9 protein-coding genes are annotated in these 16,302 nt (G+C 34.6%); all 9 read left to right on the top strand.

Annotation, left to right across the window (positions count from 1 at the left end):
• Positions 1-2 precede the first annotated feature (2 nt).
• The 9 genes from ABD939_RS05790 (at position 3) to ABD939_RS05750 (ending at position 16,250) form a co-directional block, all read left to right on the top strand.
• Positions 3-1,082 (top strand): carbohydrate-binding family 9-like protein, encoded by a 1,080-nt coding sequence (locus ABD939_RS05790; RefSeq protein ID WP_345165612.1) that lies wholly within the window; start codon positions 3-5, stop codon positions 1,080-1,082.
• 6 nt (positions 1,083-1,088) lie between these two features.
• Positions 1,089-2,174, top strand: coding sequence for a glycoside hydrolase family protein (locus ABD939_RS05785; RefSeq protein ID WP_345165609.1), 1,086 nt, complete (start codon positions 1,089-1,091; stop codon positions 2,172-2,174).
• Between the two features lie 10 nt (positions 2,175-2,184).
• On the top strand, positions 2,185-4,461 hold the full coding sequence (locus ABD939_RS05780; RefSeq protein ID WP_345165607.1) for a GH92 family glycosyl hydrolase: 2,277 nt from the start codon (positions 2,185-2,187) through the stop codon (positions 4,459-4,461).
• Between the two features lie 2 nt (positions 4,462-4,463).
• The gene (locus tag ABD939_RS05775; RefSeq protein WP_299431846.1) at positions 4,464-5,441 is read left to right on the top strand and encodes an isoaspartyl peptidase/L-asparaginase family protein; all 978 of its coding nucleotides are present in this window, start codon (positions 4,464-4,466) and stop codon (positions 5,439-5,441) included.
• A gap of 296 nt (positions 5,442-5,737) precedes the next feature.
• Positions 5,738-6,709, top strand: a complete 972-nt coding sequence (locus ABD939_RS05770) for a type I phosphomannose isomerase catalytic subunit (RefSeq protein ID WP_345165599.1) — start codon at positions 5,738-5,740, stop codon at positions 6,707-6,709.
• Positions 6,710-6,720: 11 nt separating this feature from the next.
• Positions 6,721-9,063, top strand: a complete 2,343-nt coding sequence (locus tag ABD939_RS05765; RefSeq protein WP_345165596.1) for a GH92 family glycosyl hydrolase — start codon at positions 6,721-6,723, stop codon at positions 9,061-9,063.
• 5 nt (positions 9,064-9,068) lie between these two features.
• A complete protein-coding gene (locus ABD939_RS05760; RefSeq protein ID WP_345165593.1) occupies positions 9,069-11,324 on the top strand; it encodes a GH92 family glycosyl hydrolase in 2,256 nt (751 codons plus the stop codon).
• 58 nt (positions 11,325-11,382) lie between these two features.
• Complete coding sequence (locus ABD939_RS05755) at positions 11,383-13,173, top strand: hypothetical protein (RefSeq protein ID WP_345165590.1); 1,791 nt, start codon at positions 11,383-11,385, stop codon at positions 13,171-13,173.
• Between the two features lie 122 nt (positions 13,174-13,295).
• A complete protein-coding gene (locus ABD939_RS05750; protein WP_345165582.1) occupies positions 13,296-16,250 on the top strand; it encodes a T9SS type B sorting domain-containing protein in 2,955 nt (984 codons plus the stop codon).
• Positions 16,251-16,302: the final 52 nt, after the last annotated feature.

Raw genomic sequence — 16,302 nt, 5'->3', positions numbered from 1 at the left:
ATATGTATAAAATAGTGTTATTATGTTCCATTTTTAAGAAAGACTTATGTTTTATATGCCTTTTATTTCTATGTCTTCCGCTAGCTAGTTGCGCTCAAGATGCAACAAACCGTATTATCCCTAAAACATATATTGCAAATCATATAAAAGAACCTATTAAAATAGATGGTTTAGGATTAGAGAAATCTTGGGGAAATGCCGAGTTTTCTGATTTGTTTATAGATATAGAAGGAGTAAAAAAACCAAAATACAATACCCGTGTAAAAATGCTCTGGGATAATGAGTATATTTATTTTTTAGCAACTATGGAAGAACCTCATGTGTGGGGGACTTTAAAACAAAAAGATACGATTGTTTATTATAACAATGATTTTGAAATTTTCATAGACCCAGATGGAGATGCACATAATTACTATGAATTTGAATTTAATACTTTAAATACACTTTGGGATTTATTCATTACAAAACCATATAGAAATGGAGCGCTAGTTTTAAATGATTGGGATGCTAACGGTATAAAATCTGCTGTGCATATTGATGGGACATTAAATAATCCTAACGATATAGATAAAAGTTGGAGCGTAGAAATTGCTATTCCTTTAAAGGTGTTTAATACGTCGTATCATCAAATTGTAGAATTGAAAGATAAGTTTTGGAGAGTAAATTTTTCTAGGGTTCATTGGAATTTTCAATTAGAAAACAATAGGTACTCTCGCAAAAAAAATAATTCTGGAGCATTTGAGTCAGAATACAATTGGGTATGGTCTCCGCAAGGCGTTATTGCAATGCATCAACCAGAAACTTGGGGCTATGTGTATTTTGCAAGAGGAGATTCACAAGAAGCTAAAAACTTTGTAATTCCTAAAGATGAACATATCAAGTGGTTTTTATTTGATTTGCATAAAGGTTTAATGGATAAAACAATAACACCTAAAGATGTTGGTGCTGCAAAATTAGTTTTAAAGCAAGAAGTAATACCTACATATCAATCTCATGAAACGGGATATAATATTTGGGTTAAAAGTCCATTTACGGGAGATAAAATTATTATAAACAAAAACGGTCAAATCATTATAAAATAATTCAAAATGAAACATAATTTATATATTATAATCATCACTTTGTTTTTAGTGGTTTCATGCACTCAGCAAAAAAAAGAAACAGTTGCTAAAACAGATGAGCCTGTAGAACTAGCTTTTAAATATTGGGCATGGTACGGTGCAGGTGCTGGAGTAGCCGATAGTATTCATAAAAAACAATTTAAAAAATATGCAGATAACGGCATAGATGCTGTATTAATTGATACCAGAGCAGATGCCAATTATTTATCTAAAATAGCCCCCTTTGCAATAGAAGAAGGTTTGGAAGTGCATGCGTGGATATTTACCATAAACAGACCAGGCGACACAACTGCCCTAAAACACCCAGATTGGTATATGGTAAGCCGTAGTGGTAAATCGTGTTTTGACAACCGCCCTTATGTAGATTATTATCAATGGTTATCGCCAAGTCATCCAGATGCGCGTCAACATATATGGAATTTAGTTGAAGGTTTAGCTAAAGTTGATGGGGTTACAAGTGTGCATCTAGATTATATAAGATATCCTGATGTGTATTTGCCAGTAGGTTTATTACCGAAGTATAATTTGGTTCAAAATGAAGAATTACCAGATTTTGATTTTGATTATTCTGATGCTGCCGTAGAAAAATTTGAAAAATTATATGGACGAAACATAAAAGAAGTAGAAGTGCCAGCTATAGATATTGAGTGGAAACAGTTTAGATTAAACGAAATTAAAACAGTAGTAGACGGCGCTTATGACATAGCGCATAAACACGGTAAAAAATTAACAGCTGCTGTATTTCCATACCCAGAAATGGCAGACCATATGGTTCGCCAACGTTGGGATAAATGGAGTGTTGATGCCGTATTACCTATGATTTACAATAATTTTTATAATGAAGGTTTAGATTGGGTGAAATTTGCTTCAGAACAGGGGGTAAAAGATTTACAAGGACGAAATACACAATTACACACGGGTTTATACCTTCCTGAAATGGATGATGAAACCGTAGCTAATGCTATTAAAGCGGTTAAGGAAAGTGGAGCGAGTGGTGTTGCATTTTTCGATATTCAAGAATCGCATTATAATGTTATAAAATTTTCAAAATAATAGTAGTATTATGAAAAAAGGCTTCATTTGTATCATTATTTTAATAGTATTTGGAGCATGTAGAAAATCTAAAACTACAAAGTCTGATACTAACAAAATGTTGGTGGATTATGTAAATCTACTTATTGGTACAGATGGTCCTGGTAATACCTACCCTGGCGCAACAGTGCCTTTTGGTATGGTACAGTTAAGTCCAGATATTGGTATTCCTGGTTGGGATAGAATTGCAGGTTACTATTATCAAGATTCTATAATTACGGGCTTTTCGCATACCCATTTATCGGGAACTGGTGCTGGAGATTTATATGATATTTTAATCATGCCAGTAAACAGTAGGTCAAAAAAAAGGATTGAGGCTAATAATTTTAAACCCTTTTCGTCTTTTAGTCATGACCAAGAAAAAGCATTTCCTGGCTACTATTCTGTAGATTTATTAGACTATGGTATTAAAGCAGAATTAACCGCTACAAAACGTGTTGGGATACACCGTTATACATTTCCAAAAGATGGTAGTAGTGAAATTCATATCGATTTAGGCTATGCTTTAAATTGGGATAAGCCTACAGAGACTTATCTAGAAAAAGTAAACGATACCACTATTCAAGGTTATCGTATGTCTACAGGTTGGGCAAGAAACCAAAAAGTGTATTTTCAAATGCAGTTTTCAAAACCTTTTGATACGCATAGCTACTTTAAAGGTGACACACTGAAGATTTACCCCATGAAAGGGAACACTAAAATGGTGCTCAAATATCAAACGATGGAAGATGAGCAGGTTATTATCAAAACAGGATTATCTTCAACAAGTTGTGAGGCTGCTTCCTATGCCATAAAAATGGAAACTACAGGTTTCGATTTTGATTATCAACAGGAAAAAACAACGCTTATTTGGGAAAATCAACTTAAAAAAGTAAAAATAAAATCAAAAGACGACAATAAGAAAAGTGTGTTTTATACAATGATGTATCAATCCATGTTAGCACCAACATTATTTAGCGATTATGGTGGCACTTACAAAGCGGCTAATGATGAAAATGGAAATTACAAAACAGGCGTAAAACCTATTGCTAGAGCACGAGGGTTTCATCGATACGATACTTTTTCGTTGTGGGATACCTACAGGGCGGCGCATCCGCTTTACACCATTTTACAGCCAAAATTAGTGCCAGATATGATAAAATCACTCTTGGCACATTATGATGAAACAGGTGAGCTTCCCGTTTGGTCTATGCAAGGGAGTGAAACTAATATGATGATTGGTTATCATGCGGTGCCAGTTATTGTAGATGCTTATTTTAAAGGCTTTAAATTTAATGCAGAAGTAGCCTATAAAGCGTGTAAAGAAAGCGCTATGGTTAATGATAGACAAATAGATATTTATAGAGCCAAAGGATATATTCCTGTTGATAAACATCATGAAAATTGGTCGGTTTCAAAAACTATGGAATATGCTTATGATGATTGGTGCGTTGCCATGTTCGCAAAAGGTTTAGGAAAGCTTGACGATTACAAAATTTTTATAGAACGCTCTCAAAATTGGAAAAACCTTCACAACAAAAATAACTCGTGGTTTCAGCCTAAAGATGAAAAAGGGAATTTTATAACCCCTTTTATTCCAAAAGAGTATAGTCCATATTTTTGCGAAAGCAACGCATGGCAATATTACTGGTACGTGCCGCATGATGTTGGTACACTAATTGAAAAAACAGGAGGTGCAGAACGTTTTGAGCAAAAGCTAGATTCTATGTTTTCGTATTATCCCGAGCCAACGGACAAACTACCTGTTTTTAGCACAGGGATGATTGGGCAATATGCGCACGGTAACGAACCAAGTCATCATGTAGCGTATCTATATAATTACTTAAAAACACCATCTAAAACTCAGAAATTAGTTCGAAATATTTTAGAAAACCAATATAAAAATGAACCAAATGGGCATTGTGGAAATGAAGATTGCGGACAAATGTCGTCTTGGTATATTTTTAATGCATTAGGGTTTTACCCTGTAAATCCTGCGCAAGGGGTTTATCATTTGGGAGCGCCTTTGTTTGAAGAAGCAACAATCCAACTGCAAAATGATAAAACCTTTAAGGTTATCGCAACCAATCATGCTTCAGAAAATATTTATGTTGAAAGCATGACCCTAAATGGAAAAGTATTAGATAGACTATATATCACACATAAAGAAATTATTAATGGTGGTGTTTTAGAATTTAAAATGACAAATACTCCCAATGATGCTTTGTTTGATAAAACACGCTTGCCACAACAAAATAACATCTATTGAATATGAGATTTTTAAAAGCCATATTAATTTTTAGTGTAATATTTAGTTTTAATGCTTGCGAAAATTCAACTTCAAAAAAAGAAAAAAAGCAAATTATAAAACCAGTAGTCATTTCAACATGGAATCACGGGTTAGTAGCGAACGAATCGGCTTGGGAACTTTTAATAAACGGAGGAAGTGCTCTCGATGCCGTTGAGGTTGGTGTAAAAACCGCAGAAGCAAACCCAAATGTACAAACTGTAGGTTTAGGTGGCTTTCCCGATAGAGAAGGAAAAGTAACTTTAGATGCTTGTATTATGGACCAAAATAATAATTGTGGTTCGGTAGCATTCTTGCAACATATAAAACACCCTATTTCTGTAGCGCGAAAGGTTATGGAAGAAACACCTCATGTCATGTTAGTTGGAGAAGGCGCATTACAATTTGCATTAGAACAAGGGTTTGAAAAAGAAGACTTGTTAACCGAAAAATCTAAAAAAGCTTATGAAGCGTGGTTAGTTAATTCTAATTACAAACCTATAATTAATATAGAAAACCACGACACGATTAGCATGTTGGCGTTAGATGAAAACGGTAACCTTTCTGGGGCGTGTACCACAAGTGGGGCATCATGGAAAATGTATGGACGCGTAGGAGATTCGCCAATAATTGGAGCAGGCTTATTTTTAGATAACGAAGTTGGTGCAGCAGCAGCTACAGGCATGGGAGAAGCCATGATAAAAACAGCAGGAAGCGCTATGGTAGTAGAATTAATGCGCCATGGAAAATCGCCAGAAGCAGCCTGCAAAGAAGTGGTAGAGCGCATTTATAAAATCTATCAAAACGAGCCAGATTTAGAGTGGTTGCAAGTAGGCTTCATTGCTTTAAATAAAAATGGCGAATATGGTTCTTATTGCTTAAGGCCAGGGTTTAATTATGCTGTACAAACGAAGTCTATAGAGAATCAATTAATAGATGCTAAATATAAAATCAAAATATAAGAGCTCTGCTGCTTTTTAACGAAAATAAAGAATAAGGTAAATATAAAGAAGGAGTCCTTAGAGTTTACTACATTTAAAGATGGATTAGTTATCTAAAAAAATAGAAAATCAATATATCTCCATGATTTTGATTAAATATTACAGCTAAAATTATCGCTATAAATGTAATTTTATATATGAAAAAACTTAGCATTATTTCTACGTTTTATAATACTGCTTTTAGCGATGTTATAGTATAATGAATTGAAAAAAGGTGCTGTTTGGAAAATATATTGTAAAACTTTAACTAAATATAAATGAATTTATACCCTTTAAAATTTACGCCCCTTTATAAATATAGAATTTGGGGAGGCGAAAAATTAAAAACAGTTTTAAATAAAGATTATACAGAAGAAAGCATAGGAGAATCTTGGGAGATTTCAGGAGTTGAAAATGATGAAACCTTGGTTGCAGAAGGGCTTCTTAAAGGTAAAAGTTTAAAAGCATTAATAAATGAGTTTAAAGGCGATTTTGTAGGTAATAATGTCTACGAAACCTTTGGCGATAAATTTCCGTTACTCATTAAATTTATTGATGCTAAAACACCATTATCCATACAAGTACACCCAAATAATGAGATAGCAAAAGAGCGTCATAATTCGTTTGGTAAAAATGAAATGTGGTATGTTATGGGCGCCGATAAAGATGCAGAATTAATTGTTGGTTTTGATGAAAAAATAAATCAAAAAGACTATAAAACGCATTTAGAAAATAATACGATTTTAAATGTAATGCATCATGAAATTGTAGAAAAAGGCGATACATTTTATATTCCAACGGGTAGAGTCCATGCTATTGGTGCTGGTGTTTTATTAGCTGAAATTCAGCAAACATCAGATATTACCTATAGAATTTATGATTACGATAGAGTAGATGCTAAAACGGGAGAAAAGCGCGAGTTGCATAACGATTTAGCGATTGATGTTATAGACTACGAAGTGCACGATGCTTATAAAACAGATTACAAAGTAGAGACAAATAAATCAAATACACTAGTGCATTCGCCATATTTTAAAACCAATATTATTGCATTAGATGGTGCGATGAAAAAAGACTATTCAAATGTAGATTCTTTCGTTATTTATACGTGTGTTGAAGGTGCAGCTAATTTAAGTTGTAATGGTGAACGCTACGATATTAAAAAAGGGGAAACAATTTTAATTCCTGCAAGTTTAAATGAACTAGAATTAGAATCAAAAGGGGCTAAAATTTTAGAATCGTATTATTAATGAAAAGATGTATGAAGACAGTTAAATATTTATTTTGTGTATTATTTTTAAGTATGTTTTCTTGTAATCAAGAAGCGGAAAAAGAAAATACTTCGAATATAATTTCGGAAAGCGAAAGTTTAGTAGATTTTGTAAACCCTTTAATGGGAACAGACTCTTCTTTCGATTTATCAAACGGAAATACATATCCTGCAATTGCAACACCTTGGGGAATGAATTTTTGGACACCAATGACTTCCAAAATGGGAGATGGTTGGACATACAAGTACGACGAAAATAGAATACGAGGTATTAAACAAACCCACCAACCAAGTCCGTGGATAAACGATTATGCCGCATTTTCATTAATGGCGGTAACGGGCGATTTAAAATATCAAGAAGACGAACGTCAATCTTGGTTTTCTCATAAAGCAGAAACTGTAAAACCACACCATTATAGTGTGTATTTAGCAGATTATGATGTTACTGCTGAGGTTACACCAACAGAGCGAGCAGCTCACTTTAAATTCACCTTTCCAGATAATCAATCTTACATTCTATTAGATGCTTTTTTTAAAGGATCTATGGTTAAAATTATACCCGAAGAACGAAAAATTATAGGCTACTGTAGAAATAATAAAGGAGGCGTTCCAGAAAATTTTCACAACTATTTTGTGGCAGAGTTTGATAAAGATTTTGAAGTAACGCACACTTGGGGCGATAATTGGAAACTCTCAAAAAACTCAAAAGAAAATAAAGGCGAACATGTTGGAGCCATTGTAGGTTTTAAAACAAAACGGGGCGAAGCGGTTCATGTAAAAGTAGCATCATCATTTATTAGTTTAGAGCAAGCTGAACTTAATTTGAATCGAGAAATAGGAACCGATACTTTTGATGCAACACGAGCAAAAGCAAAAGCATCATGGGAAACCGAATTAAATAAAATTACAGTTGAAGATGATAATATGGATAACATAAGAACCTTTTATTCCTGTTTATACCGTGTGCTATTATTTCCTAGAAAATTACACGAATTAGATAAAGATAATAATGTTGTCCACTACAGCCCATACAACGGCGAAGTTTTACCAGGTTATATGTTTACCGATAATGGCTTTTGGGATACCTTTAGAGCTGTTTTTCCTTTTTTCAATATGGTGTATCCAGAGCTAAATAGCCAAATTATGGGAGGCTTAGCAAATACATACAAAGAATCTGGTTGGTTGCCAGAATGGGCTAGTCCTGGGCATCGTGATTGTATGATAGGTTCTAATTCATCGCCTATTATTTCAGATGCATTTTTAAAAGGTGTAGATGTAGAGAATGTTGACCTACTTTTAGAAGCCATGATTAAAAATGCTACTACCGCAGAAAATAGACCACTTTCTAACGGAAATGTGATTAAATCGGTTGGACGAGAAGGGATTGATTATTATAACAAATTAGGTTATGTGCCTTACGATGTTGGTATAAATGAAAACGCTGCCCGTACATTAGAGTATGCTTACGCCGATTTTACAATTGCGCAAATGGCAAAAAAACTAGGGAAAGAAGACTTAGCAAATACATTTTATAAACGTTCTTTAAATTATAAGCATTTGTTTGATTCTGAAACAGGTTGGATGCGCGGTAAAAATGAAGACGGTTCGTTTCAATCGCCTTTTAATCCATTAAAATGGGGCGATGCGTTTACAGAAGGAAATAGCTTGCACTACACATGGTCGGTTTTTCATGATGTCAATGGCTTAATTGATGTAATGGGCGGAAAAGAAGCTTTTGTAAACCAATTGGATGCTGTGTTTAATATGCCTCCAGATTTTGATAATTCGTATTACGGCTTTACCATTCATGAAATAAGAGAAATGCAAATTATGAATATGGGGAACTATGCGCATGGTAATCAACCCATTCAGCACATGATTTATCTGTATAATTATGCAAATGCAAGTTATAAAACGCAAGAAAAAATAAGAGAGGTATTAACAAAGTTATACACACCAACACCAGACGGCTATTGTGGCGATGAGGATAACGGACAAACATCGGCGTGGTACGTATTTAGCGCTTTAGGATTTTACCCTGTTACGCCGGCCGTAAATGAATATGTAATTGGTAGCCCTTTATTTAAAAAAGCGACCATTCATTTAGAAAATGGAAAGACGTTTCAAATTTCGGCACCTAATAACTCAAAAGAGAATGTTTATATTCAGTCAGGAACATTAAACTCAAAAGCATATAATAAATCATTTATAACGTTTGATGCTATCCAAAACGGAGGGGAATTGTATTTTGAAATGGATAGTATACCAAATAAAAATTGGGCAAATGATGCTGATTCGGTTCCGTATTCGTTGAGCTCAAACTTAAAACAATAACAAGTATGAAATCTTTTTCAATAGTATTGTCTCGATTATTGGTAATTCTTTTTATTTCTTTTTTAGGATGTAAAAATGAAACTTCAAAAGACCCTACAACAAAAGAAGCGGTTGAGGTGTTGAAAGATTTCACGCAATATGTAAATCCGTTTATAGGAACTTCAAATTTTGGAACCACCAATCCTGGACCTATAGCAGTTCGTGGTATGGCAAATGTATCGCCGTTTAATGTTGCAGGATCTCAAAATTTACCCTTAGAAAAAGATAGCCGTTGGTTATCGACGCCTTATATCAATGAAAATCCATTTTTAATGGGCTTTAGTCATGTCAATTTAAGCGGTGTGGGTTGCCCAGAACTTGGCGTGATCTTAGCAATGCCCACAACAGGGAATTTAGAAACAAATCATTTAAAATATGGTTCAACCTATTCAGAAGAAAACGCAACAGTAGGTTATTATACCAATAAAATAGATAAATACAATGTAAAAGTTGAAGCTACGGCAACAACACGCGTTGGGGTTAGTAAATATCATTTTCCTGCTGGAGATGCCAATATTCTTTTAAATCTAGGTTTGGGTTTAACGAATGAAGAAGGGGCGATGGTAAAAGTGGTGTCGCCTACAGAAATTGAAGGCATGCGAAGCGTCGGTTCGTTTTGTTATTATAAACCAGAAGAAGCATATCCTGTATATTTTGTAGTGCGCTTTTCAAAACCTGCTGATAAATTTGGTATTTGGAAAAAACCAAGAAATTACAAAGGTGTTGAAGCAGACTGGATGACCTATAACGACGAAACTAGAATCAAAGAAAATTATACAAAAGAAGTGGTTGGCGATAGTATTGGTGCTTTTATGCGTTATAAATTTGATAAACCATCAACGGTTGAAATGAAAATAGGCGTCTCCTACGTGAGCATAGAAAATGCGCGTGAAAATTTAGAAAAAGAAACAGCTAGCAAAAGTTTTGATGACATTCTTACGGATGCTAAAAAAGAGTGGAATACCTATTTATCGCGAATAGAAGTTGAAGGTGGTACGGCAGATGATAAAACTATTTTTTACACAGCTTTGTATCACACGCTAATTCATCCAAATACCTTAAACGATTTTAATGGCGAGTATCCTAAAATGAAAACTAGGGAAACTTTAAAAACTGATGGTACGCGTTACACCGTGTTTTCGCTATGGGACACGTATAGAAATTTACACCAATTGATGAGTCTTGTATACCCAAAGCAACAATCTAATATGATAAAAAGCATGTTGCAGATTTACGACGAATCGGGTTGGTTACCAAAATGGGAGCTAAATGCAACTGAAACTACAACTATGGTAGGCGATCCTGCAGGTATTATTATTGCTGATACTTATTTAAAGGGTATTCAAGATTTTGATGTTGACAAGGCTTATGAGGCGATGAAAAAAAGTGCGACACAATTAGAAAATAATGCGTTAAGACCCGGTATTAAAGATTATATTGAAAAAGGCTATTTAACCACGACAACAGTTCATAGTGGCTCAGTATCAACTACTCAAGAATATAATATTTCAGATTTTGCAATAGCACAACTAGCAAAAGCACTAGATAAAAAAGACGATTACAACACTTTTTCAGAAAGAGCCATTTCATATAGAAAATTATTTGATAAAGAATTCAATTTGTTGCGTCCTAAAAATGACGACGGCAGTTGGGTAACACCATACAATCCTGAAGCAGGTGCTAATTTTGAAAAAAACTTAGGCTTTATAGAGGGTAATGCATGGCAATATACTTTCATGGTCGCTCATGATACTAAAGGTCTTATAGAATTAATGGGAGGCGAAACACCTTTTGTGAACAGATTAGAAGATGTTTTTGAGAAAAACCAGTTCGATATGGCTAACGAACCAGATATTAACTATCCGTTTTTGTTTAATCATATAAAAGGGCAAGAGTATAAAACGGGGCTAAAAGTAAATGAATTATTGAAACAACATTTTAAAAACACACCAGACGGACTACCAGGAAATGATGATACGGGTACTATGAGTGCTTGGGCTGTTTTCTCAATGATTGGCATTTATCCGGTGTCTCCTGCGGAACCTAACTATGCATTATTTACTCCAGTATTTGATAAGATTACTATTCATTTAGACAAAAACTATTATAAGAACAATGAATTAATTTTATCTAAGAAATCAACTCAAGAAGGCATAGAAATCAAGGTTAATACAGAGGTTTTTGATAAACACTTTATTTCTCATGAGACCCTTACAAATTAAAATGTAATTGTAGACTTTGTTTCGAATTACAAGTGTATTTACGATTAAGAAATTGCTAATGAATAAAATTTATTTGAATACCCTAATACTATTTATGATTGCCTTTTTTGGTATGGGCATTATGCAGCTACATGCACAAGATACAGATGGCGATGGTGTTTTAGATAGTGTTGATGTGTGTCCTGGCTATGACGATTTCGCCGATAATGATGGTGATGGCTACCCAGATGGTTGTGATTTAGATGACGATAATGATGGTGTTTTGGATAGCAACGAGTGCGGTATATTCGAATTTGATTTAACATCTTTTTCAATCCCTTCTCCTTTTACAAATGTTACAAATTGTAGTGGCCAAAGTATTTGGTTTCAATCTAACCCTGTTTATACCATAGCGCCTCCCAATCATCCCTGTTTTGATCCAATGGGAACTATGGGTGTTATTACAGACCATACTACAGGTTTAACCACAGGAGGTACAATTATTGGTATTCAAGCGGGTGTAGGGACAGATTTTTTATCAGTTATTACAATAAACAGAACGATTGAAGCCAATAGCGATTATCTTATTGAGTTTGCCCACATGATATGGGCAAGAAGTGATAATACAGTTCCAGATTTTCGTGGTGCAATTCAACTTTATGTTAATGGTGTTTTAAATAGAACATGGCAAGGAACTCCAGGTTTACCATTTGGCGCTTGGGAGGAGGCTAGTGTTATTATAAATTCGGGAACCAATACCACTATTGATATTGAACTAAGGGTTAGACGAGGGGCCTCCATTGGGGGTAATGACTATATGATTGATGATCTACGTTTTAGTCCATTATCCGAATTTTGCGATACAGATAAAGACGGCATACCAAATCACTTTGATTTAGATAGCGATAATGATGGTTGCAATGATGCTATTGAATCTGGAGGTATAGATGCTAACAATGATGGCATATTGGATGGGTCAGGAATTGATTTAAATGGACTAGTAGTAGGGGGTACAGGAGGATATAACAGTTATACAGGCCATGAGACAACAGCAACAGTTATTTCGGTTTTAAACACTCCTCCCAATACTATTTCGGTCTTAGAGGAAGATAATATATCTATTGATGCTTCATTTAATAAAATGGATACCGGAGTGTTTAATTCTGGAGCGCCTGATTATAGTGGAAGTACACCATCTACCTCAGGATTTATATATCAGTGGTTTTTGGGAGACCCTAATTTAGGTGGTATGCCTTTATCTGAGCTTTCACCAAACTATAGTGGTGTTACAACAAGCACTTTAAATCTCATCAATATCCCACGGTCTTTTAATGGTAATATGTACTATCTTGTTGTAAGCCAAGATAATTATACGTGTTTTTCTGAAACGTATAGTACTGTGCTAAATGTTAATTCTCAACATCCATGTGACCCTATACGTTCTGGTAATTTAGACTCAGACGATGACGGTATTAGTGATATTTGTGATATTGATGATGACAACGATGGTATATTAGATGCTATAGAGTGTTTAAGTGAGACCGGAAACCTGATAGAAAATGGAGATTTTGAAATGGGTAATATGGGGTTTAGTACGTCTTATGTACTAGGAATTTGCAATTTTGGAGGGTTTACACCAGATGCTGGAGAGTATTTAATTGTGAACAATCCTTTTAATTGCCACCAAAATTTTAAAAATATTGGAGACAACACCTCTGGAACAGGTAATATGATGGTTATAAATGGTAGTTCTGCCGGTAATTTTCCATTTTTTTATAGTAAAACCATTACACAAGGCATTGTTCAAAATAGGCTATATGAATTTTCAGTTTGGGTTTTAAACTCTGTTAGAGCAGAATTAATGCTATAGATCCCATAATCGAACTCTATATTAATGGGGTATTAGTAGGAGGACCAATATCAATACCTGAGTCAGTAGGCTGGACGCAAATTGCTGGCGAATGGTTTTCTGCAATAAATGCATCTGCCGTATTGGAAATTAGAACAAGATCTTCTGGAGCTAATGGTAATGATGTTTTGCTAGATGATGTTGAGTTTTTTTCATGTACTACTGATACCGATGGCGATGGAATATTAGATAGTGTTGATTTTGATAGTGATAATGATGGTATTCCAGACTTCATCGAGAATACAGGAACACTAGTTTTAGCATCCAATATCGATGCTAATCAAAATGGCTACGATGATGTCTATGAAAATAATACAGCACCTATTGATACCGATGGAGATTTAATACCAGACTATATAGATTTAGACAGTGATAATGATGGTATTTTTGATATTGAAGAAACAGGGCAATTAGGAATTTTGTTTTTTGACGCAAATAATGACGGGAGAGAAGATGGCCCTTTCGGAACTAACGGATGGACAAACGCTGCGGAAACATCCCCAGATTCTGGTTTGGTAAATTATACACCTGATGATGTTGACCTTGATACGACTTTTACTTACATAGATGCAGATAGTGATGGTGATGGCTGTAGCGATGTTTTGGAAGCAGGATTTTCTGACGCAAATAGCGATGCTTATCTTGGTGATGTGGTGCCTACCGTAGATATTAATGGACTTGTAGACAATGCATCCAGTGGGTATACCATACCAAATAGCGATTATTTAGATTCTGCACCCATATCCATAACTACGCAGCCTTTAGATACTGCGGTTTGTGAATTTTCAACAACAACCATAGGTGTAGTTTCACCAGAGGCTGAAAACTACCAATGGGAATTAAGCACAGACGGAATTAATTGGGTGGTAATTTCAGATAATGCAACATATTCTGGCACGTCGAGTTCAGATTTAACAATAAGTAATAGTTCGCTTTCTTTTAATAACTATCAATACAGAGTTAAGCTAGTTAGAAGTGGAAATAGTTGTGATATATATTCAAATGAAATAAATTTAACCGTTAATGAGCTACCTGTTGTTAATACTCCTGAAACCTATATGCAATGTGACGATGCTTCAAATGATGGACAAGCAATTTTTAATCTTACGCTTAATCAAATCAAAGAAGAAATTAATACTGATTACATTGCCGAAGGTTTAATTTTTACCTACTATGAAACTGATAATGATGCACAAAATGCAATCAACGCAATACAGTCGCCAGAGAATTATCAAGATGCTCCCGGATTTATCTCCGAGACTGTTTGGGTGAGAGTGGAAAATGTAAACGGATGCTTTAGGGTAGTGCCATTAACTTTAGTGGTAAACCCATCTAGTATGGCTTTGCGAGATTACAATCCCACGCCCTTGTATCAATGCGACGACGGATTGGATGAAAGAGACGGAGTAGCAACGTTTAATTTCTCTTCACTTAGAGATGATATTTCTTCAAATGTATTCCCAACGTTTGATGTTACGGTTCATTTTTATGAATCACAAATGGATGCAGAGTTAGAAATTAATGAAATACAAGATATTTCTAACCATCAAAATACAAACGCACCAATTTCTCAAAATATTTGGGTGCGTGTAAAGAGTAATTTAGGAAACAATTGTTTGGGACTTGAAGCATTTCCCAATTTTTTAAATGTAGAAGCTTTACCTGTAGCAAGCGCGGTTTTAATAGATAGGCAATGTGATTTTGATACAACTGATTCAGATATATCATATCCATTTGATACGTCGTTAGTTGAGGATTGGGTATTAAACGGGCAATCGCTTACAGATGTAACTGTAACTTATGATTATATAGATATTACAGGTATAGCGGTTAGTTCAAACACGTTACCAAATCCGTTCTTAACAGAAACTCAAACAATAACTATTACGGTTACCAATAATGCCACCCAAGATACCGATGGCCCTTGTAGTGATAGTATAACTTTAGAATTTATTGTAGATGAACAACCAATAATTACAGATACTATTATGCCTCAAATAGTATGCGATGGTGATGATGGAGATATTGATAACGACGGAATGTTTGCTTTTGATACATCGTTATTTGCTAGTGCCATTCTCGGAAATCAATCTAATATGGAAATTTATTTTGATTTTTTTGACGAAAACGACAACTTGATTACAGATAGTCCAATACTACCAAATGCGTTATATTCTAAAACACAAACTATTAATGTAAGGGTTGTTAATCCTGTAAGTGTTAATTGTAATGCAAGTACTACCATAGATTTAATAGTGAATGCGCTACCTGAGTTTACAATAGATGCGGAATATATTGTTTGTACTTCAGACCCTAGTTTTGTGGTGGAGTTAGATCCTATAGAAGCCACTTCAGAAGTGTTTATCTATGAATGGCGTTGGACAAGCTTAGACGGTACTATCGTTAATCAGTTATTACCTGAAAGTACGGCTACAATAGTTGTGTCTACTCCAGGAACGTATCATGTAACGTTAATTAAAACAGATGGTTCAAACTGTTTTAGAACAAAGGATATTTTTGTAAATGCCTCTGAGAAAGCGTCCATCACACAAAATGATGTAACTATAGTTGATTTTTCAGAAAATAATAATAGTGTAACCATTAATTCCACAAATCTAGGACAAGGCAATTATGAATATGCTTTAGTGGATAATGGTTCAAATTTTATAGTATACCAAGATGAACCTGAATTTAGAAATGTTAAACCAGGATTTTACACATTGTATGTGAATGATAAAGATGGCTGTGGTGAAACTACCTTAGATATCTCGGTTTTGGGATTTATGAAATTTTTTACCCCTAACAATGATGGATTTAATGACTACTGGCAGATAATTGGTTTAAATATGGATGTTCATGCCAATACTAGGATTTTAGTTTTTGATAGATATGGTAAGCTTCTTAAACAAGTTTCTACATCACAGAATGGTTGGGATGGGACTTTTAATGGACAATTAATGCCAACAGACGATTATTGGTTTAAGGTTTATTTAGAAGACGGACCTGTATTTTCCGGTCACTTTACTTTGAAGCGTTAAGATATAGTTGTGAAATCAAATATAATTGTAGAACAGTTCATTCCTCATCCAA

Source organism: Algibacter aquimarinus, assembly GCF_039543265.1.
Classification (GTDB): Bacteria; Bacteroidota; Bacteroidia; order Flavobacteriales; family Flavobacteriaceae; genus Algibacter_B; species Algibacter_B aquimarinus.
This window is presented reverse-complemented; position numbering and strand designations above follow the sequence as displayed.